Below are 25917 nucleotides of genomic sequence, written 5' to 3' on the forward strand. Positions count from 1 at the left end.
GTATAGATATGTTATAATTAATAAGATAGTTTTATTAAAGAAAGGATGCTCTCATAATGAAAAAATTGAATGGAATTGCTGCATCTAGTGGAATTGCCATTGCGAAAGTATACGAACTGAAAGACCCGGATTTAAATTTTGAAAAAACGTCTATTGATAATCCAGGACAAGAGATTGAGCGTCTTGAAAGCGCATTAGAAGTTTCTAGACAGGAACTGGAAAAAATCAAAGCACATACATTAAAAGAACTCGGGGAAGAGCATGCAGAAATTTTCTCTGCGCATTTGCTTGTATTAGGAGACCCAGAGCTGATTAATCCGATTAAAGATAAAATCAACGATGATAAAGTAAACGCAGAAGCTGCCTTGGACGAAGTTGCTACGATGTTTATCGACATGTTTAAAGCCATGGATAACGAATATATGCGCGAACGTGCAGCAGATATCCATGATGTAACCAAACGTGTCATGTCTCACCTGCTTCAGGTTACCTTCCCGGACCCTGCTTTAATTGATGAGCAAGTGATTGTTATCGCAAGAGATTTAACACCATCTGACACCGCTCAGTTAAACCGTGAATTTGTAAAAGGGTTTGCAACCGATATCGGCGGCAGAACTTCTCACTCTGCTATCATGGCCCGCTCCTTAGAAATTCCTGCTGTGGTAGGTACAAAAGAAATTACCGGCGCTGTGAAAAAGGACGACCAGATTATTGTCGATGGCATTGAAGGTACAGTTATCATCAATCCGACAGAAGAAGAGATTAAAGTATATGAAGCGAAACAAGCTGCATTTGCTAAGCAGCAGGAAGAATGGGCAAAATTAAAGGATGAGCCTACTTTCTCTGCAGACGGTGAACAAGTTGAGCTTGCTGCAAACATCGGTACACCGAATGATGTAGAAGGTGTTCTTAATAATGGCGGCGAGGGCGTCGGACTTTATCGTACCGAATTCCTTTATATGGGTAACTCTGAATTGCCTTCCGAAGATGTTCAATTTGAAGCTTATAAAGCTGTATTAGAAAAAATGGGAGACAAGCCTGTCGTTGTAAGAACACTTGATGTCGGCGGCGATAAGGAAATCAGCTACTTAGATATGCCGCATGAAATGAACCCGTTCTTAGGATTCCGTGCAATTCGTTTCTGTCTGGAAAATGAACATGTCTTCCGCCCGCAATTACGTGCATTACTGCGTGCGAGTGCTTACGGCAACCTGAAAATCATGTTCCCGATGATTGCTACATTGGAAGAATTCCGTCAGGCAAAAGCGTTATTGCTAGAAGAAACAGACAATCTTAAAAAAGATGGCGTTAAAGTTTCCGACAACATTGAAGTAGGAATCATGGTAGAAATTCCATCTACTGCAGTGATTGCAAAACAATTTGCGAAGGAAGTCGATTTCTTCAGTATCGGAACAAATGACTTAATCCAATATACGATGGCTGCTGACCGTATGAATGAACAGGTTTCTTATCTGTATCAGCCATATCACCCAGCTATCCTGAATCTGGTAAACAATGTCATCGAAGCTGCTCACGCAGAAGGCAAATGGGCAGGCATGTGCGGTGAAATGGCAGGAGATTCTACTGCTATTCCATTGCTTCTTGCTCTTGGACTGGATGAATTCAGCATGAGCGCAACTTCTATCTTACCGGCAAGAACTCAGATTCTTAGCTTGAACAAAAAAGAGCTTGCAGCACTTAAAGATGAATTCCTTTCCTTAAGCACTGCAGAAGAAGTGGTTGCATTAGCGGAGAAGACGATTAATAAATAAGTATACTGAAAAACCCTGATTATTGTTTGCACAACAATAATCAGGGTTTTTTATTAATACATCCGCGCCATTCCCGCAGAATTCGGGGCCGTATGACGAAAGCCGAACTGTTCATATAATTTATCAGCGGGAATATCTGCAATCAAGCTGACATAAGAGCCTTTGTAGGTATGGTTATCTAAATAAGCCATAATCTCCTGCATAATGACCTTTCCAAGCCCTTGTCCCTGATAGCTTGGTTTGACCACGATATCTACTACGTGAAAAACAATTCCCCCATCTCCCACTACTCTGCCCATCCCAATCAACGTATCACCGTCATAGATGGATACAGCAAATAACGTATTAGGAAGCCCAATTTCAATCGCTGCTTTTTCTTTATTGCTTAATCCAGCCTCGACACGAAGCTCATTAAATGCTTCGACTGCTGGTGTTTGATGACTGATCTGATAACGTTCATTCATTGATTCCCATCCTTTTCATCCTATTTATTTCTTCTATTTTACCATCTAAGTCTATTTCCTATCATATTTTCTTATCTCCTTTGATTAAAAAACACGATTATCCACAGATAACAAAGAAGACTATAATGAATGATAACAACACCATTCAAGGAGGGAATGCTTTGGATTTTCACAGTAAAGATAATATGTACAGCTATACTGGCCGGGACGCGGATGCAGCGTGGAAAGAAAAAATCAGAGAACTCATTGATATTTCATCCATTCACCATGCTGCGGACATAGGCTGCGGAGGCGGAATTTATTCAAGAGCTTTAGCTGCTATCGGGATACCATCTATCCTAGCCATCGATTCTTCCAAGCCAATATTAGAAGGTGCGAAGAAAGACTGCAGCAGGTACCCGAATATTTCTTTTCAGCTTGGGCTGGCAGACAAAACCGGCCTGGAATCGGAAAGTGTTGATTTGATACTAAGCAGAGCATTGGTCCATCATCTTAAAAATCTTGATTCCGTATTTGCAGAAGCATACAGGGTATTAAACAGCAATGGCTATTATCTTATTCAAGACCGGACATTGGACGATTGTTTACTGGAAGGGAGTAAAGAGCACATCCGCGGATACTTTTTTGAAGCTTTTCCGAAATTAAGAGAATTTGAAAAGAAACGGAGATACTCCAGTGATGATATAAAAATAAGTCTTCAACAGGCTGGTTTTAAAGAGATAACAGCGCATCGCCTCTGGGAGATTAGAAAAACATATCCAAACAAACGAGCACTTCTCGCTGATATTCAATCCAGAACGGGACGAAGTATTTTACATGAATTATCAGATGAGGAGCTGCAGTATTTAAGCGATTATATCGATTATTCGATTGGGGATGATATGGAAGAAGTTGTTGAAAAAGACAGATGGACATTGATTAAAGCAGTGAAATAACTATACTGAATCGTTGAATCTCTATTACTCGAATGCCCGACATAATATCCCCTTTATTCTCTTTCAAAAAACCATTAAATACGTATTGTATATTTATACAATACGTATTATAATTAACCGAAGCTATTTTTCATCTAACCTTAAAAATAACTATAAACAGCTTAGATAAATTATATTTTATGTCTTTTATAATAATGTATATTTATCATACATCTTATGCAATAATTGTTTTATCACGGAGAACCGCCCGTAAAACTCCCGCCTCAAAATAAAGAGCGAAAATAAATTTATTTAGGCGGGAGATAACGGGCGCTAACTCCCTGAATCACTTAACTAATCATTCAGCGGGAGAAGGGCGAAAACTCCCACTGAATGAAGTTTCGTTTTATCGCAATGTAATGAAATGGAGGATTTAAAATGGAAAGAAACCAAAAAGATTGGGAGCATTTAGTTGATTCGATTGGAAACTTCCTTGCTCCGAGTATGGCAAAAGACCATCCTAACTTGCCTGTTGTAAAGGCAGAGGGCTGTTATTACTATGGGACAGACGGCAAAAAATACTTAGATTTCACTTCAGGGATCGCTGTTGAAAATGTTGGACACCGTCACCCCAAAGTCGTGCAGGCTATCAAAGACAGCGCGGATCATTTGATTCATGGACCATCCGGCGTGATTATCTATGAATCTATTTTAAAATTGGCAGAAGAGCTTCAGGAAATACTTCCGCCCAAGCTGGATAATTTCTTTTTTGGAAATAGCGGAACAGAAGCAATTGAGGGAGCCCTAAAACTCGCAAAGCATGTATCTAATCGTCCTTATGTAATTTCTTTCACAGGCGGATTCCACGGACGGACCATCGGCTCACTCAGTGTTTCTACCTCTAAAAGTAAATATAGAAAACACCTTCAGCCTTCCTGGTTAACTTACCAGCTTCCATACGCACATTCGGAAGACTGTCCGGCCGGGGAAGATCCGGAGGTATTTTTTGCAGAAAAGCTTGAAAAAGAAGCAGCGAATTTATTCCGTCATCAGGTTGACCCGGAAGAAGTTGCCTGTATGATTGTAGAGCCTGTGTTAGGTGAAGGCGGCTATGTTATCCCGCCTAAATCATGGCTGAAGAAAATGCGGGAGATTTGTGACCGGCATGGGATTTTATTAATTTTTGATGAAGTACAGACCGGGTTTGGCAGGACAGGAAACTGGTTTGCAGCCCAAACCTTTGACGTGACACCAGATATCATGGCTGTTGCAAAAGGAATTGCAGCAGGGATGCCGCTTGGCGTAACAATTGCTTCCAAGGAATTAATGGACCAATGGCCAATGGGGTCCCACGCAACGACTTTCGGCGGAAATCCTATCGCCTGCGCAGCAGCACGGGCATCCATTGAAGTCATCAAGGAAGAAAAACTTCTTGAAAATGCACGTACTGTCGGGGATTACGCCCTTAACCAGCTGATACAGTTAAAAGATAAATTTTCGATTATTCATGATGTTCGCGGTGTTGGATTAATGATTGGAATTGCGCTAAAAGATGCAGAAACCGGTGAACCTGACGGAGAAGCCGTGATGAATGTATTAAACAGCTGTCTAGAGAAAGGTGTTCTCTTCTATTTATGCGGAAATGCCGGGGAAATTATCCGGATGATTCCTCCATTAACGGTAACAAAAGCACAAGTAGATGAAGGAATAAAAGTACTTGAAGAGGCATTGACTGCTGTTCAAAACGAAAAATAAGCTCACGTTTTTATAAGGAGGTAGACCATTGAACCATAATAGTGAACAAACAGAAGAACATACCGTGTCCGAAAAACATTCCAAAAAAGATTTCCTGAAATTTTTGCTGCCCTCCTTATTTGGTATTTTTATATTTCTTTTTCCCATCGTCGATGGAGATACGTTTAATATACCGCTGGGCATTATAACTGAATTTCTTATTGAACAGCTGGAGAACCTCCTGCCTGGTATCATTACATTTACAATGGTTATTTCTACTGTTCTTACGCTCATTGCAATGCTGCTAAAGCCAGCATTTATCGTAAATTCAGAGTTTCTTTCATCCTTATTTAATGTATCTTTTTTCTGGATGGTTGTCCGAGTGCTCGGAACTATTTTCGCTGTGATGACATTCTTCGGAGCCGGGATTACATTTATCCATTCCGAAATTACCGGGCAAGTGATGTTCGGATTATTGACAACCTTGATTGTCTGGTTTTTTGTAGCCTCCTATCTCTTGCCTTATCTCATTAATTTTGGGGCGATGGAATTTGTGGGGACATTACTTCGGAAAGTCATTAAACCATTATTTACACTGCCGGGCCGTTCTGCCATTGATTTATTGGCGTCATGGGTCGGAAATGTCAATGTTGGAGTTGTTCTTACAAGAGAGCAATATCAGGATGGATTTTATACAGGACGTGAAGCAGCAGCAATTACAACCTGCTTCTCAACCGTCTCTCTGCCATTCTGTCTCGTCATCGCGAATATGCTGAATGTTGGACATATGTTTCCTGTCTTTTATTTAACGATTGTCATTGCAGGAGTCGTAAGTGCCATCATTATTCCGAGAATTCCGCCTGTTTCCAGAATTCCGGATACGTATTATAAAGAAAGTCATTTCCAAGAAGAAATTCCAGCAAACACTTCCCCGCTTAAATGGGGAGTTGATCAGGCTGTCAGAAGAGCAAAAAAAGCAGGCACGTTAACAGATCAATTAAAGCAGGGCTCTGAAATATTTCTGGGAATTATTTTCGTTTTATTGCCGCAAGTCATGGCGATTGGAACCATAGCTCTTATTATTGCTGAATTCACACCTGTTTTCCATTGGATTTCCCAGCCGATGATTCCGCTTTTATATCTATTGCAGATTCCTGAAGCGGCAGCTGCTGCACCAGCATCCATTATTGGCTTTATTGATATGTTTTTACCAGCTGTGCTGGCCTCTGGAATTGAAGCCGAGATAACACGATTTGTGATTGGTGCTTTATCGTTAGTTCAAATCATTTATTTAACAGAGATGGGCACCCTGTTGCTGATTTCAAAAATACCGGTTAAATTATGGCACTTACTCGTTATTTTTATTGAACGTACCCTTATTTCATTACCGATTATTGCTTTAATCGCACATATGATTTATTAATTTTTAGTGAACAACTGGCAGGTGGATAGATTTTGTTATATGTTGAAAAACTTTACGAACAATTAGGCAGGGAAAAAGTAACGCAGCAGGAATCCGAATTAAAAAAGCACAGCAAGGATGAATCGATTCATGAAGCAGTGACCCCGGATGTGGTATGTTTTCCGGAATCAAAGAAAGATATACAAATGATCCTTCGTATCGCTTCCAAATATCAGATAGCTGTGACCGCCTATGGGGCAGGCTCCGGTTTGGAAGGACAGGCTATTCCTGTACAAAAAGGAATCAGTCTCGATTTTCGAAACATGAATCAGATTTTGGACTTTTCTCCAGAGGATATGCGTATTACCGTACAGCCGGGATTGATGAAAAGTGAATTGAATCAGTTTGTCCGTCAGCAAGGATTATTTTTTGCAGGAGGTCCTGATTACGATGCAACCATCGGCGGCATGGCAGCTACAAATGCGAGCGGAACCAGAGCTGTACGATACGGGGTAATGAGAGATCAATTACTGGATTTAGAGGTGGTACTGGCTGATGGAATGACCTTTCATACCGGAACAAAAGCAAAAAAATCCTCTTCCGGGTATCATTTAACCAGCCTTTTTGCCGGCTCAGAAGGCACATTGGGGATTATTACAGAAATCACCTTAAAACTCTATGGCATCCCGGAATATTCAACCGTAGCAAGATGTACCTTTGAAACACCGGAGCTATGTACGATTGCAGCGCAAACCATACAATTAAAAGGCATCCCGGTTATGCGGATGGAATTGATAGATTCTGTCAGCATCGGTATCATCAATGAGCAATGCGGACTTGATTTCCCTGTAAACCATTCTTTATTTTTAGAGTTTGCCGGGCCAAAAAATACGGTTGCGGAAGAGGTAAAGCTCGCTTCCGAAATCATGCATGAGCTTGGCTGCGAGGACTGGGCAGCAGCAAGTGATCCGATCGAGAAAGAGAAGCTTTGGGAAGCGCGGGTAAAATTAGCTGTTTCCTTTCAACATTTAAAAGAATTAAAGGAAATTGGCGGAGATGTATGTGTTCCTATTTCTCAGCTCCCAAAGCTTGTTTCTTTCACCCGTCACAGCATGGATACAAGCGGATTAAAAGGAGCAATCTGGGGGCATATTGGAGATGGTAATTTCCATACCAGCATTATGTTTAATCCAAATGCAGATGGAGAACAAGCATTGGCAGAGCAAACCAATGATGCCATTGTCAAGCTGGCCATTGAATCAGGCGGAACCTGTACTGGTGAACATGGAGTTGGTCTTGGCAAGAAGAAATTTCAGGAAGCGGAGCACGGCACCGCTTTAGAAATGATGCGGCGCACGAAGCAGCTTTATGACTCTAAAGGGATTTTAAATCCAGGGAAGATTTTTTCTTAAACATAAACCTTTTCCCCGTAAATGACTAAAATAAGGCAGTTATTCTTTTGAACCCTTTTAGAGAATAGCTGCTTTTATTCGTGATAACCGTGCTGATTCCTATAAGTTTTTAGTGTTCAAATAACGATATTACGTTTCTGTATAATGCATTTTTATCATCTAAAACCTCATAAGGAACGCCTTCATTGTCAATCACATAGCCTTTTCCTACTGTATAGGATAAACTGTCCCCATTTCTTAATTCTACCTCTATCAGATACTCGTTTTCTTTGTCATCTTTCACCCTATCTACACTATTTATCTGATAAATCCTGTAATCGCTATTAATATATTTGCTTATTTGCTCAGACCCTTCCATCACAAATCTTCTCTCATCCTCTGGAGGGATATAATCCGATAGATTATTAAAATCTTCTGGTATTTTACCAGTCATTTCAATCTCTATTTTTTCAATGTCATTTACGGTAGTTCCCGCGTTATCCTCAACCACCTTATCGAAGGTAGTCGGTAAAGAAAAAGATAAATTAAATATCCACATAATGACTGTTACAACGATTGCCAGTAATAAGATAATGTCAAATAACTTATTTAACCTGGACTTTGGTTCGCGCAAGTTATACCTCCTTTGTTTTCAAATTTTAAATAAATTCATTTATACGAAACGCTAACTTCATACCCTTGTTACTCTATGTATACCCGAATTTTCAACACAATAAAAACCCCCTGCCTACAATGAATTTATCATCGTAAACAGAGGGTTCTGCATGTAAACTGATTTATTATTTATCAGCCAAGTTATAGAAAGAAGTCAATCCGCCATACTCGCCCATGCCAGCTAGTTCATCTTCAATGCGAAGTAACTGGTTGTATTTTGCTACGCGGTCTGTACGGGATGGAGCTCCGGTTTTGATTTGACCGGCATTTGTTGCAACTGCGATATCAGCGATGGTTGTATCTTCTGTTTCACCAGAGCGGTGAGAGATAACAGCTGTGTAGCCAGCGCGTTTCGCCATTTCGATTGCTTCAAATGTTTCCGTAAGTGTACCGATTTGGTTCACTTTAACAAGGATTGAGTTGCCGATGCCTTGCTCGATACCTCTGGAAAGTTTAGCAGTGTTTGTAACAAATAGGTCGTCACCTACAAGCTGTACTTTATCACCAAGACGGTCTGTTAATACTTTGAAGCCGTCCCAGTCGTTTTCATCTAAACCATCTTCAATTGAGATGATTGGGTATTTTGAAATCATTTCTTCATACCAGTCAACCATTTCTTCCGAAGTACGTACCACGCCTTCTCCTTTAAGGTTGTATTTACCATCGTTGTAGATTTCAGAAGCAGCTACGTCCATTGCAAGTTTCACTTCTTCGCCTGGTTTGTAGCCGGCAGCTTCAATTGCTTCTACAATGGTTTGAAGTGCTTCTTCGTTGGAACCAAGGTTTGGAGCAAATCCGCCTTCGTCCCCAACAGCTGTATTGTAGCCTTTAGATCCTAATACTTTTTTCAATGCGTGGAAGATTTCAGCACCAGTGCGCAATGCTTCTTTGAAAGAATCAGCGCCTACAGGCATAATCATGAATTCTTGGATATCCACGTTGTTATCCGCATGCTCTCCACCGTTTAAGATGTTCATCATTGGTGTTGGAAGCGTTTTGGCATTGAATCCGCCAAGATAGTTGTATAAAGGCACTTCCAGGTGATTCGCTGCTGCACGAGCTGCTGCCATCGATACGCCCAGGATAGCATTTGCACCTAATTTCCCTTTATTTTCTGTACCATCTAAATCGATCATTAATGCATCAATGATGTTTTGACGTGTTGCATCTAAACCGATTAATTCAGGAGCGATGATTTCATTAACGTTTTCAACCGCTTTTTCAACGCCTTTTCCTAAATAACGATCTTTATCGCCATCGCGAAGTTCTACCGCTTCATATTCCCCTGTAGAAGCACCGCTTGGTACGATTGCAGAGCCAAAAGCTCCAGATTCTGTGAAAATTTCTACCTCAATAGTCGGGTTACCTCTTGAGTCTAATACTTCTCTTGCGTATACGTCAGTAATATATGGCATTATTTTCTCTCCTTTAATAACATTTATTTTTATTTTTTAATTAAGGATGAACCAGTCATTTCTTCCGGTTTCTCTACATCAAGTAAATCTAATAAGGTTGGTGCTAAATCGGCAAGAATACCGCCATCCCGCAATGTTACGTCATCTTTTGTCACGATAACAGGAACCGGGTTGGTTGTGTGGGCAGTCATCGGTTGATCTTCCAAGGTGATAACCTCATCAGAGTTCCCGTGGTCAGCGGTAATAATCGCATGTCCGCCTAACTCTGTAATTTTATCAACGATTTTACCCAGACATTCGTCTACTGCTTCAATCGCATCGATGGTTGGCTGCAGCATTCCGGAATGTCCAACCATATCCGGGTTTGCAAAGTTTAAAAGAATGGCGTTTTGGGTTCCAGCATCCAGTTCTTTTAATAAAGCATCTGTTACTTCATAAGCGCTCATTTCTGGCTGCAAATCATAGGTTGCTACTTTGGGCGAATCAATCAGAATCCGTTTTTCGCCTTCAAATTCTTTTTCACGTCCGCCGCTCATAAAGAAGGTAACATGCGGATATTTTTCTGTTTCGGCAATACGTAATTGGTTAAGCTTATTCTGTTCCAGAACCTCCCCAACGGTATTGTCGAGATTAACTGGTTTATATGCAACATGGCCATCTACCGTTTCACTGAAGTTGGTCATCATGACGAATTCAAGATTTTTCGGAGCGCTCTCGCCGCGGTCGAAATCTCGGAAATCCTCATTCGCAAACGTTCTGGAAACTTGAATTGCACGGTCAGGACGGAAATTGTAAAAGACAATCGCGTCTTCGTCCTGAATTGTTGCCACAGGCTTGTCATTTTCATCTGTAATCACAGACGGAATAACAAATTCATCATAGATTTCGTTCTTGTAGCTGTCTTCAACCACTTCTGCAGCACTATGATAAGAAGGTCCTTCGCCATAAACCATAGCATCATATGCTTTTTTCACACGATCCCAGCGCTTATCACGGTCCATGGAATAATAACGACCGGATACCGTTGCAATTTTACCTACGCCAAGCTCTTTCATTTTATCCTCTGTCTGCTGCAGATATTCACCGGCAGTTTGCGGACCAACATCACGTCCGTCTAAAAATGCATGTACATATACTTCTTCTAAATCATACTGTTTTGCCATTTTTAATAACGCAAACAGGTGGTTGATGTGGCTGTGTACACCGCCATCAGATAACAGACCGAAAAGATGCAATGCTTTGCCCTTTTCTTTCGCATGTTTTACAGCATTCACAAGCTCTTCCACCTCGAAAAAGTCGCCTTCTTCAATCGACAGATTCACACGTGTCAAGCTTTGATAAACAATGCGGCCTGCTCCAATATTTAAGTGACCCACTTCAGAATTACCCATTTGCCCCTCTGGCAGGCCAACAGCATTTCCAGACGCTGTCAACTGGTTATGGGCATAAGCATTCCAATAGCGATCAAAATTCGGTGTGTTTGCTTGCTTGACTGCATTTCCTTTTTCTTCATCGCGGATCGCAAAGCCATCCAGAATAATTAATGCAGCTAATTTATCTTGACTCATTTTGTACCTGCCTCCACTAATTGAACAAATGATTCAGGCTCTAAGCTTGCGCCGCCGACTAGTGCGCCGTCAATATCTGATTGAGAAAGCAACTCATCAATGTTCGCCGGCTTAACGCTTCCGCCGTATTGAATAACAACTTGATCAGCAATGTCTCCGGAAGTAACTTCTGCAATTACCTTACGTGTTTTTGCACAAACTTCATTGGCATCTTCACTGGAAGCTGTTTTCCCTGTTCCGATTGCCCAAATTGGTTCATAAGCAATAATCGTCTGTGTTACCTGTTCATCCGATAATCCTGCTAATGCTTTTTTCACCTGGCCGCCGACAACATTCATTGTTTCGTTTGCTTCGCGCTGTTCTAACGTTTCACCTACACAAACAATTGGAGTTAAGCCATGTGCAAAGGCAGCTTTTGTTTTTTGGTTAACAGATTCGTCTGTTTCTGCATAATACTCACGACGCTCGGAGTGTCCAATAACGACATGCGTTACACCGATATCTGTTAACATAACTGGGCTCACTTCCCCAGTAAAAGCACCTGATTCTTCAAAGTGCATGTTTTGAGCAGCAACTTTTACATTGGACCCTTTTGCTTTTTCAACAAGAGCAGGTAAATGTACGAAAGGTGCACAAACAATTGCTTCTGTATTCCCGCCTGGAGCTTTTGGAATCACAGCATCCATAAAATCAGTTGCTTCTGCTAATGTTTTATTCATTTTCCAGTTTCCCGCAATAACTACTTTCCGCATGCGCTCACCTCATCCATTCTAAATTTATTATTTATCGTTAAGTGCGTCTACTCCCGGCAGAACTTTTCCTTCCATAAATTCCAAGGAAGCTCCTCCGCCTGTAGATACATGATTCATTTCACTTGCCAGACCGAATTTTTCTACTGCTGCTGCAGAGTCTCCTCCGCCGATAACAGAGAATCCTTCTGTTTCTGCTACTGCATCAGCAACAGCTTTTGTACCGCCGGCAAATGCATTTAATTCAAATACACCCATTGGTCCATTCCAAATAACCAGTTTAGATTCTTTGATAATCGAAGCATATTCTTCGCGTGTTTGAATGCCGATATCCAACGCTTCCCAATCAGCAGGGATTTGATCAATACCTACATTTTTTGTATTTGCATCTTCTGAGAAATCATCAGCTACGACAACATCTGTCGGCAATACAAAGTTAACGCCTTTGTCTTTCGCTTTTTGCATGAATTCTTTTGCTAAATCCATTTTATCTTCTTCTAATAATGACTTCCCAATTTCATGGCCTAACGCTTTTACAAACGTATAAGCTAATCCGCCGCCAATAATCAAATTATCCACTTTATCAAGCAAGTTATCAATCACATTGATTTTATCTTTTACTTTTGCTCCGCCGATAATGGCTGTAAATGGCCGTGCCGGATCTTCCAATGCTTGTCCAAGAACTTCAATTTCTTTTTCCATTAATAGTCCTGCCGCGGCTGGAAGCTTTGTAGCAATACCTGTTGTGGAAGCATGTGCACGATGTGCCGCTCCGAATGCATCATTGACATATACGTCTGCCATTTTAGCGAAGGCATCAACAAGCTCTGGATCGTTCTTCTCTTCACCAGCTTCAAAACGAACATTTTCAATTAATAACACATCGCCATTGTTCAATTGGTCGATGGCTTTATTCACTTCTTCTCCGTAGACTTCATCCGTTTTAAGAACCTCTTTGTTTAAGAGTTCACTTAAACGTTTTGCTACCGGGTCTAAACGAAGTTCATCCACAGCAGTTCCTTTTGGACGCCCTAAATGGCTCGCTAAAATAAGTTTTGCTCCTTTATCCGTCAGCTCACGGATCGTTGGCAATGCAGCACGAATACGCGTATCGTCCGTAATTTCACCGTCTTTTAAAGGCACGTTAAAATCGACACGGCAAAATACGCGTTTCCCTTCTACTTGTAAATCAGCAATGGTTTTCTTGTTCAACGGAATCCCTCCTAGTTTGGTATATGCAACTCTTGTTATTATACCATTTTATCTTGCATTCCTGCTAATTCTACAAAAATGAATGTTCTAAAATGAAAATAGAGGAGGAATTGCTCCCTCCTCTATTTCATACCGTTCGGAGAGGCTTGCCTTACAACGAACGTCAATTATTATTTTACAGTCCTTTTTCAGCCATGAATACAGCTAAGTCTACACAACGGCTGGAGTAACCCATTTCGTTATCATACCAAGAAACAACTTTAACCAGGTTGCCTTCCATTACGATTGTAGATAGAGAATCGAAAATAGAAGAGTGGTTGTTTCCTACGATATCAGAAGAAACGATTGGATCTTCTGTATACTCAAGAATTCCTTTAAGCGGTCCTTGAGCAGCTTCTTTCATTGCATTGTTTACATCTTCAACAGTTACTTCTTTATCAAGCTCTGCAACTAAGTCAGTTAATGAACCATCTGGAGTTGGAACGCGTACTGCGTTACCATTTAATTTACCATTAAGTTCCGGTAATACTAAACCTACTGCTTTTGCAGCTCCAGTTGAAGTAGGGATGATGTTTTGAGCAGCTGCACGCGCACGACGATAGTCTTTATGCGGTAAATCAAGGATTTGCTGGTCATTTGTATAAGAGTGGATAGTAGTCATTAATCCACGTTTGATGCCAAAGTTATCATTTAATACTTTAGCGAATGGCGCTAAGCAGTTTGTTGTACAAGATGCGTTAGATACAACATGGTGCTGAGCTGGATCATATTTATCATCGTTAACACCCATAACGATTGTTAAGTCTTCACCTTTAGCTGGTGCAGAGATGATAACTTTTTTCGCTCCTGCTTTAATATGCTTTTCAGCAGCTTCTTTTTCTGTGAAGATACCAGTAGATTCGATAACGATTTCTACGCCAAGGTCTCCCCATCCAAGGTTTTCTGGATCACGTTCAGAAAGTACGTTGATTTCTTTTCCGTCAACAACAAGATTAGAACCATTTACACTGATTTCTTCTTCTAGTTTGCCGTGAACAGAATCATATTTCAATAAGTGTGCAAGCATGTTAGCATCTGTTAAGTCATTGATTGCCACGATTTCCACTTGGTCATTTTTTAAAGATTGACGAAATACGTTACGTCCAATTCTTCCAAAGCCGTTAATACCAACTTTTACAGTCATATTAAATTCCTCCTAAGAATTTCTTGTTTTTTTATTTATATAAAGAGGTTATCCTCTTAATATCTTTTCTGCAGCACCTTGATCGGTTATCAGCAAATTGCTCTTCCCTTGTTTAAAGTAAGAATGAATGGCATGTCCCTTTGATGAGCCTCCGGCAACCGTAATGATATGCTTGGATTCATCCATATCCTCCAGCTGCAGTCCCACTGTTTTTACTTTGTAAACGACGCGTCCATCTGCGTCAAAGTAATAACCAAACGCTTCTGAAACAGCATTTTCTGACTCCAATACATCAATTACTTTTTCGGAAGACCTTCTTCGTTCTGCCATGCGCAGCGCATCACCAACACCGTGTAAAACAATGTCAGCATTTTTTATGACAGCTAACGCATCAATCACATGTGGTTCCTGAATAATTAATTCATATGTGGAATCACTGATTGGATCTGGTACATAAAGCATTCTATACTGGCCATTTGACCTTCTTGCCATCTCTGAAACAATACGTGATGCTTGATTCTCCACCTTTTCGCCAATGCCGCCTCTTGCTGGAACAAATAATACATCCGTTCCCTCTGGCAATGGTTTCATTGCATCAGCTACTGCCGCTATGGTGCTTCCGCCTGTCACGGCAACGGTATTGTTTTTCTGCAGAGTAGATTGCAAATGCGTCACACATGCTTTTCCCATCTCTGCCTTGATTTGAGGGTTATGATCACTATCACCAGGCACTACAATCACATTATCAATAGACAAGGTGCGTTTTAACTGATCCTCCAGATTTTCTAACCGGGACATATCTCCAATCAAAGCAGCTAACTGATCTAGAACTACTTTTCCCTCATTGGTAATAAACATACCTTTGGAGGTCACTTCGACTAAACCTTGTTCATGCAGAAAATCAATCTCTCCGCGAACATGCCGCTCTGTTAAATTTGTACTTTCTGCTAATGCCCGTCTTCCAATCGGCTGATGTAAATGCACATGCTGTAATAACGTGTACCTTTCCTGCATCAAACTTACCAATTCAGGTACGATTTTTCTCTGTAGGGCCATGATGGATTCCATATTAACCATTCTCCTCCATACGGGATTGAAAACGTCCCATGTGGTTGTTTAGTGTCCCGATTCATTTGTATTATAACATACCTCTTATCAAAAGCAAAGAAAAACTCTTGAAAATAACGCTGTTTCGCACCCCTTTTGTCTAAAAACAAGGAACCTGTCCTGCCGCCAGTTAAATGCGAAAAAGCATAGGAGTGTTTTCGTTATACTTTTGTGATGAAGAGCAATTATGTCCCGGGGTGTGGTTACCTCCTTACCAAAACATCTGCTAAATCTTATAGCATAAAAAGGCATACAGTTTACTATTCCCATTGCATATGAACTTAAACACAGAATCGAATGTTTACAAAATTTTAATGTTTATATGCGTGAAACATTTCTTCCGGGTCAATAATGTCCCGAAATACATGATAAGCGTTTAACCATACACATTCTGTTCTTCCATCCAGACAGGGGTACTTCTATATAACTCAACATTCGCACCTAAGAATAAGCATATATATCTTGCTATTCCAGGATGAGCATGTTCTCCATTACCATGCTTGCTTTTTGGTTAAATATCCGTCCATTTGGGAATTAGTGATGATGCATAGCTCCGCTCCGGCCAACCACTCTCGCTTTCCGACGCAGCGGCGCTCTACACTTCACCTTCTATATCTTTATCAAGGGTGTTAGCGAAGGAACAATCAACTCCTGTTTCTATGGAAATAAAGTTACTTTTTAATGTGTGAAAGTTGAGTATATAATAAAAAGGCATTCTCTAAAGCACTTACATTTGCTTTAGAGAATGCCTTTTCCTTTATTCAGCTAACAGTCTGCTGATATTTTCTATGCTGATATCATTTCCATATAATTCATTATTCTTATAAACGATGACAGGAATCATTAATTGATACGTTTCCAGTAAATCATCTGATTGATAAATATCTATTTCCTCGACAGGAATAGGAGCTGTGTTCAGTAAATCTAATAACCCCTTCGCTTCTTCACATAGCGGACAATTCGTTTTTGTATAAAATTTAATCATTATTTCTGCTCGTTCTCCTTTTGCGCTTGGAGGAAGAGGGAATACCCAGCTCTTCCCGGTATTTCATCACCGTTCTTCTTGCTACATGCACCTGATACAGCTCTTCCAGTTTCCTGCGGATTTTTTCATCAGAAAGCGGGCGGGTCTGGTCTTCCTCCGCAATTATTTGCTGTACATATTGCTTCGCAACCACACGGGCGACTCCTCCCCCTTTCCGGGATTCACGCTGCAATAAATATTTGACTCGGAGGATACCAAAACTTGTCTGCAGATATTTATTGCTGATGGTCCGGCTGATCGTTGAAACATGCAGATCCAATACATCCGCTATCTCCTGAAGGGTTAACGGTTTTAATGCCGTTATCCCTTCTTCAAAAAAGGATAATTGTTTATTGACAATAATATGCAAAACCTGCTCCAAGGTCTTCCCACGGTATTGGATCGCCTGCTCCAGCATCTCTATCTCCTTCTTCTTCTCCTTCAAAAAGTCTGCTCCCTCTTTCGGCATATCAGCCTGCAGGATATCATCCCGAAGCTGAATAGTAGGGCTTGACCAATTGAAAAAGGACAGCTGCCACTCTCCCTTTTCCTTCAACACTGCCGCTTCCGGAATAATATATTCTGTCTCTTCTTCCTCCAATAATTTACCCGGATTCGGATGACAAAGTTTCATATTCGAAATTAATCTGCCAGCTTCCTCTTCTGTAATCCCGTAGGCTTCAGCTAAAGCCTGGGCATCCTCCTCGGCTATCAGGACCAAATCATTTTCAAAAAGCTCCTCTAAAAAGGGATAATCACAATCCATTTCTTTTAATTGCAGCTGGATACACTCCTGTAAGCTCCGGGCTCCAATTCCCGGCGGCTCAAGGGATTGTAAATAGGATAGAGCCTGTTCTATTTCTTCCATGGATAACTGACAGCCGGAAGCCCACTCTTCCATAGTAATATCCAGATAGCCATTTTCATTTAAGGAATCAATTCCAAAAAGAACCGCCTTTTTTAAATTTTCCTCCGAAATAGAAAGCATGTACACATTCTCTTTTAATTGCTCGTACATATTTTTTTTCGAAGCATTCATATTTTCAAATGCGTTTGTCTCTCCATGAAATTGACTGAGCACCTGCTGATCAATGGGACGGATATCCTCAATCAAAGGATTCTCTTCAGCAATTCTTTGTACATGATCATATAATTCAATACCAGAGAGCTGCAGGATTTCAATGGATTGATGAAGCGATTGATTCATTTTCCAAGCTAATGCTTGCTTTAACACCAGACTCTGCTGCATGCTTTAACCTCCATGCATTTCAGTAGGAAATCATTTTTTTCGTATTGCTGCCGTTCCCTGTATTACCCTATACAGATATTATACTTTCTTCACCTGGTTTTCCATAGTTCCAATTCCTTCTACTTCTAACTTCACCCGGTCTCCTTCCTGAAGCAGGCCGGATGGCTCCATTGCTAAACCGACACCATGCGGCGTTCCGGTTAAAATAATATCTCCCGGCTCCAGCGTCATGATTTCAGAAATAAAATTTATAAGGAAAGGGATATCAAAAATAAGATGCGCTGTATTAGAAGACTGGCGCACCTCCCCATTTACATAGGAGCGGATAGCTAATTCATGCGGATTATCCACTTCCTCCTTTGTCACAACCCATGGCCCTACCGGCGTGGTATGATCCAGTGATTTCCCCTGCAGCCATTGCGGCGTCCGTTTTTGCAAATCACGTGCGGAGGTATCATTGGCAAGGGTATAGCCGGCAATATAATCAAAAGCATCTTCTTTTTTCACTTTAGAAGCTGTTTTTCCAATGACAATGGTTAATTCTGCTTCATAATCTAATTTTTCAGTTATTGAAGGATAATAAATATCATCCTCCGGCCCAATAATAGCATTATCAAATTTCGCAAATAAAACAGGAAAATCAGGTATATCTGATTTCATTTCATGAACATGCTCTTGATAGTTTTTTCCAACGCAAATAACCTTTCTCGCTTCTCCGAGCGGCATTCCCAATTGCACATCCTGAAGGGAAAGGTTTTCATATCTGCCCGTTTCTGGAAGTATTTTCTGCAACGCTTCTATGTATTCGGATGCATGTGCATAAAATTCACTAGGATTCGCAGGAAGTGATTTTCCTCCAAATTGCTGCGACAGGCTTTCCACATCTGCAATGGATTCCGCATCTGTTAAAACACCAACACGATAATTTTCATCTTTGTTTTTCCGATAAGCTACTAGTTTCATGTCTATTCCTCCCTTTCCCTCATTATAGTAGAGTTAGAGTTGGAAAGGAATAAATATGTCATAATTTATTCAACCTCTCCTTTGGCTGGTCATGCTATACTAGGTGTCGGGAGACAATAATAGAGAGGGGTATACATAATAATGAAGAAAAAAATATTTTTTATCCTCATCGTTTTGATGGCTGCTTTAGCTGCTTGCTCAAATAATGAAGCGGATACAGCAGAGGAAGATGACACGGATTCCATGGAACTGCCTGTTCTGGAAGTAGATTTCGATGTGCCGGAGCATGTTGAAGTCGGAGAAACCATTGATTTAACAGCTCATGTCACCTTTGACGACGAGCCTGTAGAAGATGCTCGTGAAGTGTTATTTGAGGTATGGACACAGGGGCATGCGGATGACAGTGTGGAAATCGAAGGCGTTCATCAAGAAGACGGCACCTATACAGCCAGCTTTACCTTTGAAGAAGAAGCAGTTTATGAAATGTATGCTCATACTACCGCAAGGGAGCTGCATGTCATGCCATTGAAAACGGTTATTGCCGGTGATGCAGAGCCATCGGAAGAAGAAGCCCATGATGAGATGGATCATGAGCACCATGAACACGGTCATGATGCAGACGAACATAATCAGGAAGAGGAATAATTTAGCATCATTTTTCAAGCCATTCCTGGCCCGCACGCATTCCTTTTTGATTTAAAATTCGTTATAATATGAATATAGAAAAGAACGATTTGGCGGGGGGATATGCTTTGATTCAGGTTTATACAGACGGCGCTACAAACGTGAATACAGAAAAAAGCGGAGCCGGCATTTATATAAAGGCTGGGGAAAAGAAGCTGGAATATACTGTCCCCTTACCTTATATGTCCAATCATGAAGCCGAGTTTCACGCTATCATAGAAGCATTAAAAATTTGTAAGATGAACTTCCCTGAAGAAATCTTATCTTTTCGAACTGACTCTAAAGTAGCCGCAGACGTGATTGATAAAGGACGAACCAAAAACAAACAATTTCTTCCTTTGCTTGAAATCATCCAGGCTGAAGCAGCAGACTTTCCATTCTTATTTATTAAATGGATACCGGAAAAAGAAAATAGCAGAGCAGACCAATTGGCAAGAAAAGCAATCCATCAGCAATCATCGTAACGTGCTGGATGACGAGGGGGAATGTCATATGAGAGAAATACCATTAAAGGAACAAAGTATTGTACTAATTGGATTTATGGGTGTTGGAAAAACAACCATTGGTCAAGCTGTTGCCAAAAAACTGTATCGTGATTTTATTGATATCGATGAAGAAATTGAGCGCAGATTCGGAATGCCTCCGAAAGAGATTTTTGCGAAATATGGAGAAGCCGTCTTCCGTCAGCATGAAAAAGAAATTATTTCTGAAATATGCCATAAGAAATTAAAGGTTATCTCTTTAGGCGGCGGCGCTTTTCTTCAAAAAGAAGTACAGGATGTCTGTCTCGCAACCACTACAATATTCTTTCTCGACCTGTCTTGGGACAGCTGGAAGGATCGAATCAGCCTGCTGATTGACAGCCGCCCCGTTCTACAGGGGAAGAATATGGAGGAAATCAAACAGCTTTTTGATGATAGGCAGCCAATTTATGGACAGCATCACTCCCGTGTAGTGACAGATAATCAAGAAATTGAAGAAATTGCAGATTATATTGCCGATTCCTTAAAATTAGCATGGGAGCTTTACGCTTAAAAACAAGAAATTGCACGTAAAAAACAGGCTAAGGTCACCCTAGCCTGTTTTTTTCGATTTCATGATTTATTAATGTTTACGCTTTGCGCTCAAAGATATCATCTATGATGCCATATTCTTTAGACTGTTCTGCACTCATGAATTTATCACGCTCTGTATCACGTTCAATAACTTCTAAAGGCTGACCAGTATTTTCAGACATGATGCGGTTCATACGTTTTTTAATCTCGATAATTCGATTTGCATGAATCTCAATATCTGTTGCCTGTCCCTGCGTACCGCCTAAAGGCTGGTGAATCATAATCTCACTGTTTGGCAATGCAAAACGTTTGCCTTTCTCTCCGGCATTAAGCAGGAAAGCACCCATAGAAGCTGCCATACCGATGCAGATGGTAGATACATCTGACTTAATAAAGTTCATGGTATCAAAAATAGCCATACCAGCTGTGATAGAACCACCAGGAGAATTAATATATAAAGAGATATCTTTTCCTGGATCTTCTGCTTCTAAGAATAAAAGCTGTGCTACAATAGAGTTGGCTACATTGTCATCAATGCCGCTGCCAAGTAAAATAATCCGGTCTTTTAATAAGCGAGAGTAAATATCATATGCGCGTTCACCACGATTTGTTTGTTCAATAACTGTAGGTACTAAATTCATTTAAAAATCCTCCTTAAGTTGCCAACGTTAATGGCTGATGATTTTTTCTATACTTTATATGATAGCTCATTGGTCAATGAAGGTCAAACAAAAAGTTTCACCAAATTTCTACTTTAACCATCCTTCCCGATTTTATGTTTGTTAAACATGAACCATTTAAACTTATTGAAAGACGCATAAAATAATTTTTCATCTAAATTATATAAAAAGGACTTGTCTCAAAGGAACTTCCTATGTATAATTAAGATTGTGTTTTTAATTCAATGAGATGCGCCCATAGCTCAGCTGGATAGAGCACTGGTTTCCGGTACCAGGTTTGCCGGGGGTTCGAATCCCTCTGGGCGCGCTAGATAAAGTTAATAAAAAGACAAGGGATAAAGATGTTTGCTTCCCTTGTCTTTTTTTCTGTCTTCCAGAAGTTTGGTGCTATCTTTCCTCAAACACCGCCAGGCTTTTCCACTCGGTTGCGAATGAATACTCTATTTTCCTATATGTGATACCGTGATACCCCTTGCCTAATTAAAAAGAGGGACTGCCAGTTGTCGTACCTGACTCTGGCCGGTTAGAATCATTACTTGATTTATAGTTGGACTCAATAGCAGATTTAGCTTTAGCAGGCGCTGATGTCAGTCCCGTTGCCCAGCTTTCTATCGCTCTATCTGTTGATTGTTGAAATGTTTCGCTCCAGTTTACTGAACAAGTTTTTTCATCGCAATGAACACCATTTCCATAATCTGTCGAGGCTGCTTGAACTCCTGAGGTTGAAATAGCGGATAATCCTAACGTTAAGGCTGCTAACCCTAATTTCATTCTCTTTTTCATCACAGGCACTCCCTTTATATAATGATTTGTCTCTCAACCTAACATAACTTTTGCGAAGATTCAACAAGTTACCATGAAGAATGGAAAGCAAAATAGTCCGCCGCAGCGGCGCTTTACACTTCACCTTCTATTATTTAGATAGGGATTTATCCAAGATACGGTCAACTCCTGTTTCTATGGAAATGAAGTCACTTTTTAATAACAGAAAATTAAGTTTATTTATATTTGAAGCAGTCAAATTGTAATACTTATAGGTGCACCAGAAATTATATAATGCTATATAAATAAAAGCCCCCTTAAAATTGAGCAATGTAACTCGCCTTTAAGAAGGACTTTTTTAGCTGAGGTTTTACTATTTAGTGCTTTGTTTATCTGTTAAATAAAGCAAAGTTCGTTATACGGATAGCTTTAAACTTTTTCACGTACAAGGCTTGTTAAATATTCCAGCGCCTCTTCTTCATCTTCTCCTTCGATAATAAGCTTGATTTCTTCTCCTTTTGTCAGAGCCAGGCTCATTAATCCCATAATGCTTTTGGCATTAACCTTTTTATGATCATTCTCTAAAAATATGTGTGAATCAAATCGATTGGCCTCTTGTACAAAATAGGCAGCTGGCCTCGCTTGTAGTCCTGAATCTAATTCGATTTTCACTGTTTTCTCAACCAATAAATTCACTCTCCTGTCTTAAGTAAACGCCTCCATTTTTTTAGGAAGCAGAAAAAATTCTGCGTCTTTCTTTCGGCGATGTTCCATGATATTTACTGCATTATATCATATTCTTCGGATACTAGCATTAATTACCAAGCTGCAGTTCACCACGTTTGATTTTCTCTGCAAATTCATCAATTTTTTTCAAACGATGATTCACGCCTGATTTAGAAATCGTCCCGCTGGTAACAAGTTCCCCTAATTCTTTTAAGGAAACTTCTTCATATTGAATACGGAGCTTAGCTATTTCCTGTAATTTTTCCGGCAGCTGATCCAATCCAACTGTCCGTTCAATCAATTTAATGTTTTCAATTTGACGGAATGCTGCGCCGATGGTTTTATTTAAGTTCGCGGTTTCACAATTCACCAGTCTATTGACAGAATTACGCATATCACGGACAATGCGTACATCTTCAAATTTTAATAATGCTTGATGTGCTCCAATGACACTTAAAAACGTAGTAATTTTTTCGGCTTCTTTGATGTAGACGATATAACCATTTTTGCGCTCTAAGGTTCTTGCATGTAAATCATATGCATTAAACAATGTTTTTAATGCTTCTGCATGCTCCTCATAATAATTAAAAATCTCCAAATGATAGGAGGAGGTTTCCGGGTTATTCATTGACCCGCCAGCTAAAAACGCTCCGCGTAAATATGCTTTTCGGCAGCATTCTTTTCTTAAGTATTTCTCTGAAATGGTCCGGACAATCTGGTATTGATTTTCCATTAGATTCAAATCCTCTAATAAAGATTGAACACCATTTTTCATACGGACGATATATACATTATTTTTCTTCAGCTTCATTTTTTTACGGACAAGCAGCTCCACCGGCAACGTATAATTTTGTTTGATTAATGTGTAAATACGCCTTGCAATTGCTGCATTCTCTGTTTGAACATCCAGTACATAACCTTGCTTTGATATAGAAATAACGCCATTCATTCGAACTAATGCAGCTAGTTCAGCAAACTGACAGCAAGAATCCGATTGAATAGCGGTTAGTTCTTTCTTAATATCTGATGCGAAGGACATTGTATCACGCTCCTTCCCCTTTTCGAACACGCCTTGATACGTTTATTCAATGAAACTGTATTCAGCGGAATAATCCTGCATACTCCGCTGAATCTGACTTCCTTGTCTTTTTCATCGTACTTTTTGAACACTCACTACTATAAAAATTTATAAAGCATTTTAGCTATTTTATCATTATTATGACGGAGAGTTCCATCTTTATGCTTCACGACAATATTACCAGGAAAAACCTGGACATTCATCGCTTCTAAACGGGAACTATCTGCTACTACCGGAAACGCCTGCTCTTCTTTATAAATCTCCTGCGTTTCTGCATCGATTGGCTGATCATGAACAATCACATAATCAACACAATCATCGCCGACATGATCATGAATCGCTTGGACATGATCTGCTGCAGAATAATTCGTTGTTTCTCCATATTGTGTCATGATATTACAAACGTACACAATCTTTGCTTTTGTATTTAATAATGCTTCCTTCACTTCTGGAACAATTAAATTCGGCATAATTGAGGTATAAAGGCTCCCTGGAGAAATTACGATTAAATCTGCTTTTTGAATTGATTCCACAGCGTTAGGTAATGGCTGCAGCGGCTGCGGCTCTAGAAAGACCCGTTTAATCCGTTTGCCGGACAGAGGAATATTGGATTCCCCATGAATAATCTCTCCATCCTCCATAATCGCATGCAAAGACATGTTATCGTTTGAAATCGGATAGATATTTCCTTTTACATTAAGCACCCGGGAAATTTCTTTTATTCCTTGATTAAAATTACCAGTCATGGAAGTCATTGCTGCCAATAATAGATTACCTAATGAATGCCCTGTCAACCCGTTTCCCTGCTGAAACCGATGTTGAAAAAGCTCTAAAAGCATCGGCTCTGCATCAGACAGAGCTGCAATCACATTCCGGATATCTCCTGGTGCCGGCATTTCCATCTCGGAACGAATTCTTCCTGTACTTCCCCCGTCATCTGCTACCGTCACAACAGCAGTCAGATCTACGGGCAAATCCTTCAACCCGCGAAGCAAAACCGGCATTCCTGTCCCTCCGCCAATCGCTGTTATTTTCGGGATATCGCTCATGAGGTTTTGGCCTTTCTCTTTTCAATATCTCTGTGGCTGACATGGGTAATATAATCATCGCTGAATTGCTTGGAGAAGTATTCGGCTAAAGCAACAGAACGGTGCTGTCCGCCCGTACAGCCAATGGCAATAACTAACTGTGACTTCCCCTCTTTTTTATACTGCGGGAGCATAAAACGGAATAAATCATTTAATTTCTCTACAAACAATTTCGTATCTGACCATTTAAACACATAGGAATTTACTTCCTGATTTAGTCCGGTCAATGGCTGCAGTGCAGATACATAATGCGGATTCGGCAGAAAACGTACATCGAAAACTAAATCCGCATCAATTGGAATGCCATATTTAAACCCAAAGGATACAAAATGAGTGGAAAATACTTCTTGTTTTTCTTCCTTGTACAATTGAAGAATCTTTTCACGCAAATCTCTCGGCTTGAGTTTTGACGTATCAATAATCCGCTGGGAACGGCCGCGCAGCTCATCGATAATAATTCGCTCTTGATGGATGCCGTTTAAAGGAAGTCCGCCGACAGCTAATGGATGAGAGCGTCTGGTTTCTTTATATCTTGTCACCAGCGTTTCATCCTCCGCATCTAAAAACAGGATATGGCTTTGAATCCATGGTGTATGGCTGATTGCATCCAATGCCTTGTATAAGGAATCAAAAAATTCTCTTCCCCGCAGGTCCATGACGAGCGCCACTTTTTGAATGGTGTTCGAAGCATCCTTCATTAATTCTAGAAATTTGGGAAGAAGCGCAGGAGGTAAATTATCTACACAATAATAACCTAAATCTTCAAAGCTTTGCACTGCAACTGTTTTTCCGGCTCCTGACATCCCCGTAATAATAACGAGCTTTGTTTCTTTTTCCTGATTCACTAAACTCTCCCCTTTCAGTCCTCTTCCAACACACAATTGCTTTTTACAGGTATAGGTACTGCAGCCCCAAAGAAGTTATCTGAGGTTTTAGCAGCCCGCCCCTTGTTATCGTGCTTCTTACATCTTAGTTCAATTATATTAGAAAACCTGACATTCGCCAAGCCTTTGAGTGAATGC

The 25917-nt window shown here is 40.4% G+C and carries 25 protein-coding genes and 1 tRNA gene; 9 read left to right on the forward strand and 17 right to left on the reverse strand.

What is annotated here, in order from left to right; all coding sequences use genetic code 11:
- The first annotated feature begins 56 nt into the window (after positions 1-56).
- The gene (gene ptsP / locus ACW0TQ_RS14070) at positions 57-1772 is read left to right on the forward strand and encodes a phosphoenolpyruvate--protein phosphotransferase (RefSeq protein WP_193063389.1); all 1716 of its coding nucleotides are present in this window, start codon (positions 57-59) and stop codon (positions 1770-1772) included.
- A gap of 53 nt (positions 1773-1825) precedes the next feature.
- On the opposite strand, the gene ACW0TQ_RS14075 is transcribed toward ptsP, so the two are convergent.
- The gene (locus ACW0TQ_RS14075) at positions 1826-2236 is read right to left on the reverse strand and encodes a GNAT family N-acetyltransferase (RefSeq protein WP_042530430.1); all 411 of its coding nucleotides are present in this window, start codon (positions 2234-2236) and stop codon (positions 1826-1828) included.
- Positions 2237-2397: 161 nt separating this feature from the next.
- Here ACW0TQ_RS14075 and ACW0TQ_RS14080 point away from each other — a divergent pair, with 161 nt between their 5' ends.
- The 4 genes from ACW0TQ_RS14080 to ACW0TQ_RS14095 all read left to right on the forward strand — a co-directional run bounded on the left by ACW0TQ_RS14080 (position 2398) and on the right by ACW0TQ_RS14095 (position 7698).
- Entirely contained in the window at positions 2398-3171 is a 774-nt protein-coding gene (locus ACW0TQ_RS14080) for a class I SAM-dependent methyltransferase (RefSeq protein ID WP_244882334.1), read from the forward strand.
- A 417-nt stretch (positions 3172-3588) separates the two neighbouring features.
- Positions 3589-4905, forward strand: a complete 1317-nt coding sequence (locus tag ACW0TQ_RS14085) for an aspartate aminotransferase family protein (protein WP_341173216.1) — start codon at positions 3589-3591, stop codon at positions 4903-4905.
- Between the two features lie 28 nt (positions 4906-4933).
- Positions 4934-6307: a YjiH family protein gene (locus ACW0TQ_RS14090; protein ID WP_256704972.1), complete on the forward strand. Its 1374-nt coding sequence runs from the start codon at positions 4934-4936 to the stop codon at positions 6305-6307.
- 32 nt (positions 6308-6339) lie between these two features.
- On the forward strand, positions 6340-7698 hold the full coding sequence (locus ACW0TQ_RS14095; RefSeq protein ID WP_256704973.1) for an FAD-binding oxidoreductase: 1359 nt from the start codon (positions 6340-6342) through the stop codon (positions 7696-7698).
- A 109-nt stretch (positions 7699-7807) separates the two neighbouring features.
- Here the strand turns inward: ACW0TQ_RS14095 and ACW0TQ_RS14100 are convergent, their stop codons facing one another.
- The 10 genes from ACW0TQ_RS14100 to ACW0TQ_RS14145 all read right to left on the reverse strand — a co-directional run bounded on the left by ACW0TQ_RS14100 (position 7808) and on the right by ACW0TQ_RS14145 (position 18822).
- Positions 7808-8311, reverse strand: a complete 504-nt coding sequence (locus ACW0TQ_RS14100) for a hypothetical protein (RefSeq protein WP_042530419.1) — start codon at positions 8309-8311, stop codon at positions 7808-7810.
- Positions 8312-8477: 166 nt separating this feature from the next.
- Positions 8478-9767: a phosphopyruvate hydratase gene (eno, locus tag ACW0TQ_RS14105; protein WP_042530417.1), complete on the reverse strand. Its 1290-nt coding sequence runs from the start codon at positions 9765-9767 to the stop codon at positions 8478-8480.
- A gap of 29 nt (positions 9768-9796) precedes the next feature.
- Positions 9797-11335 carry a 2,3-bisphosphoglycerate-independent phosphoglycerate mutase gene (gene gpmI, locus ACW0TQ_RS14110; RefSeq protein ID WP_042530415.1) on the reverse strand — a complete coding sequence of 513 codons (1539 nt, stop codon included), beginning with the start codon at positions 11333-11335 and terminating at the stop codon, positions 9797-9799.
- Positions 11332-12087 carry a triose-phosphate isomerase gene (tpiA, locus tag ACW0TQ_RS14115; protein WP_042530413.1) on the reverse strand — a complete coding sequence of 252 codons (756 nt, stop codon included), beginning with the start codon at positions 12085-12087 and terminating at the stop codon, positions 11332-11334. Before tpiA ends, gpmI begins: the two co-directional genes overlap by 4 nt.
- 27 nt (positions 12088-12114) lie before the next feature.
- On the reverse strand, positions 12115-13296 hold the full coding sequence (locus ACW0TQ_RS14120) for a phosphoglycerate kinase (protein WP_193063371.1): 1182 nt from the start codon (positions 13294-13296) through the stop codon (positions 12115-12117).
- A gap of 175 nt (positions 13297-13471) precedes the next feature.
- Complete coding sequence (gene gap, locus ACW0TQ_RS14125; protein WP_042530410.1) at positions 13472-14479, reverse strand: type I glyceraldehyde-3-phosphate dehydrogenase; 1008 nt, start codon at positions 14477-14479, stop codon at positions 13472-13474.
- 48 nt (positions 14480-14527) lie between these two features.
- Positions 14528-15547, reverse strand: a complete 1020-nt coding sequence (locus tag ACW0TQ_RS14130) for a sugar-binding transcriptional regulator (RefSeq protein WP_042530408.1) — start codon at positions 15545-15547, stop codon at positions 14528-14530.
- A 796-nt stretch (positions 15548-16343) separates the two neighbouring features.
- On the reverse strand, positions 16344-16571 hold the full coding sequence (locus ACW0TQ_RS14135) for a glutaredoxin family protein (RefSeq protein ID WP_052484923.1): 228 nt from the start codon (positions 16569-16571) through the stop codon (positions 16344-16346).
- Positions 16564-17859, reverse strand: coding sequence for an RNA polymerase factor sigma-54 (gene rpoN / locus ACW0TQ_RS14140; protein ID WP_042530404.1), 1296 nt, complete (start codon positions 17857-17859; stop codon positions 16564-16566). The genes ACW0TQ_RS14135 and rpoN overlap by 8 nt, the downstream gene beginning before the upstream one ends.
- A gap of 78 nt (positions 17860-17937) precedes the next feature.
- Positions 17938-18822, reverse strand: coding sequence for a fumarylacetoacetate hydrolase family protein (locus ACW0TQ_RS14145; protein ID WP_042530402.1), 885 nt, complete (start codon positions 18820-18822; stop codon positions 17938-17940).
- 141 nt (positions 18823-18963) lie between these two features.
- Between ACW0TQ_RS14145 and ACW0TQ_RS14150 the strand changes: the two genes are divergently transcribed.
- The 3 genes from ACW0TQ_RS14150 (at position 18964) to ACW0TQ_RS14160 (ending at position 20541) form a co-directional block, all read left to right on the forward strand.
- Positions 18964-19467 (forward strand): FixH family protein, encoded by a 504-nt coding sequence (locus tag ACW0TQ_RS14150; RefSeq protein ID WP_042530400.1) that lies wholly within the window; start codon positions 18964-18966, stop codon positions 19465-19467.
- A gap of 107 nt (positions 19468-19574) precedes the next feature.
- The gene (locus ACW0TQ_RS14155) at positions 19575-19970 is read left to right on the forward strand and encodes an RNase H family protein (RefSeq protein WP_042530397.1); all 396 of its coding nucleotides are present in this window, start codon (positions 19575-19577) and stop codon (positions 19968-19970) included.
- Positions 19971-19998: 28 nt separating this feature from the next.
- Positions 19999-20541, forward strand: a complete 543-nt coding sequence (locus ACW0TQ_RS14160) for a shikimate kinase (protein ID WP_042530395.1) — start codon at positions 19999-20001, stop codon at positions 20539-20541.
- Between the two features lie 76 nt (positions 20542-20617).
- Here ACW0TQ_RS14160 and clpP read toward each other — a convergent pair whose 3' ends face one another.
- Positions 20618-21202: an ATP-dependent Clp endopeptidase proteolytic subunit ClpP gene (gene clpP, locus ACW0TQ_RS14165; RefSeq protein ID WP_040978891.1), complete on the reverse strand. Its 585-nt coding sequence runs from the start codon at positions 21200-21202 to the stop codon at positions 20618-20620.
- A 270-nt stretch (positions 21203-21472) separates the two neighbouring features.
- Here clpP and ACW0TQ_RS14170 point away from each other — a divergent pair.
- A tRNA-Arg gene (locus ACW0TQ_RS14170) sits at positions 21473-21548 on the forward strand.
- Between the two features lie 173 nt (positions 21549-21721).
- On the opposite strand, the gene ACW0TQ_RS14175 is transcribed toward ACW0TQ_RS14170, so the two are convergent.
- The 5 genes from ACW0TQ_RS14175 to rapZ form a co-directional block, all read right to left on the reverse strand.
- Positions 21722-22024: a leucocin A/sakacin P family class II bacteriocin gene (locus ACW0TQ_RS14175; RefSeq protein ID WP_052484915.1), complete on the reverse strand. Its 303-nt coding sequence runs from the start codon at positions 22022-22024 to the stop codon at positions 21722-21724.
- A 408-nt stretch (positions 22025-22432) separates the two neighbouring features.
- Positions 22433-22690, reverse strand: coding sequence for an HPr family phosphocarrier protein (locus ACW0TQ_RS14180; RefSeq protein ID WP_042530267.1), 258 nt, complete (start codon positions 22688-22690; stop codon positions 22433-22435).
- Positions 22691-22817: 127 nt separating this feature from the next.
- Complete coding sequence (gene whiA / locus ACW0TQ_RS14185; RefSeq protein WP_042530265.1) at positions 22818-23768, reverse strand: DNA-binding protein WhiA; 951 nt, start codon at positions 23766-23768, stop codon at positions 22818-22820.
- A 137-nt stretch (positions 23769-23905) separates the two neighbouring features.
- On the reverse strand, positions 23906-24856 hold the full coding sequence (locus ACW0TQ_RS14190) for a gluconeogenesis factor YvcK family protein (RefSeq protein ID WP_042530263.1): 951 nt from the start codon (positions 24854-24856) through the stop codon (positions 23906-23908).
- Complete coding sequence (rapZ, locus tag ACW0TQ_RS14195; RefSeq protein ID WP_084612854.1) at positions 24853-25740, reverse strand: RNase adapter RapZ; 888 nt, start codon at positions 25738-25740, stop codon at positions 24853-24855. Before rapZ ends, ACW0TQ_RS14190 begins: the two co-directional genes overlap by 4 nt.
- Positions 25741-25917: the final 177 nt, after the last annotated feature.

The sequence above is a fragment of the Oceanobacillus sp. M60 genome (assembly GCF_053839645.1).

Bases quoted from the DNA above. Each gene is read 5' to 3' on its own strand.
- gap (WP_042530410.1), bottom strand. From the start codon at position 14,479: ATGACTGTAAAAGTTGGTATTAACGGCTTTGGAAGAATTGGACGTAAC.
- ACW0TQ_RS14130 (WP_042530408.1), bottom strand. From the start codon at position 15,547: ATGGAATCCATCATGGCCCTACAGAGAAAAATCGTACCTGAATTGGTA.
- rpoN (WP_042530404.1), bottom strand. From the start codon at position 17,859: ATGCAGCAGAGTCTGGTGTTAAAGCAAGCATTAGCTTGGAAAATGAAT.
- whiA (WP_042530265.1), bottom strand. From the start codon at position 23,768: ATGTCCTTCGCATCAGATATTAAGAAAGAACTAACCGCTATTCAATCG.
- ACW0TQ_RS14135 (WP_052484923.1), bottom strand. From the start codon at position 16,571: ATGATTAAATTTTATACAAAAACGAATTGTCCGCTATGTGAAGAAGCG.
- ACW0TQ_RS14160 (WP_042530395.1), top strand. From the start codon at position 19,999: ATGAGAGAAATACCATTAAAGGAACAAAGTATTGTACTAATTGGATTT.
- ACW0TQ_RS14190 (WP_042530263.1), bottom strand. From the start codon at position 24,856: ATGAGCGATATCCCGAAAATAACAGCGATTGGCGGAGGGACAGGAATG.
- eno (WP_042530417.1), bottom strand. From the start codon at position 9,767: ATGCCATATATTACTGACGTATACGCAAGAGAAGTATTAGACTCAAGA.
- ACW0TQ_RS14175 (WP_052484915.1), bottom strand. From the start codon at position 22,024: ATGAAAAAGAGAATGAAATTAGGGTTAGCAGCCTTAACGTTAGGATTA.
- tpiA (WP_042530413.1), bottom strand. From the start codon at position 12,087: ATGCGGAAAGTAGTTATTGCGGGAAACTGGAAAATGAATAAAACATTA.
- clpP (WP_040978891.1), bottom strand. From the start codon at position 21,202: ATGAATTTAGTACCTACAGTTATTGAACAAACAAATCGTGGTGAACGC.
- ACW0TQ_RS14085 (WP_341173216.1), top strand. From the start codon at position 3,589: ATGGAAAGAAACCAAAAAGATTGGGAGCATTTAGTTGATTCGATTGGA.
- ptsP (WP_193063389.1), top strand. From the start codon at position 57: ATGAAAAAATTGAATGGAATTGCTGCATCTAGTGGAATTGCCATTGCG.
- ACW0TQ_RS14075 (WP_042530430.1), bottom strand. From the start codon at position 2,236: ATGAATGAACGTTATCAGATCAGTCATCAAACACCAGCAGTCGAAGCA.
- ACW0TQ_RS14150 (WP_042530400.1), top strand. From the start codon at position 18,964: ATGAAGAAAAAAATATTTTTTATCCTCATCGTTTTGATGGCTGCTTTA.
- ACW0TQ_RS14145 (WP_042530402.1), bottom strand. From the start codon at position 18,822: ATGAAACTAGTAGCTTATCGGAAAAACAAAGATGAAAATTATCGTGTT.
- gpmI (WP_042530415.1), bottom strand. From the start codon at position 11,335: ATGAGTCAAGATAAATTAGCTGCATTAATTATTCTGGATGGCTTTGCG.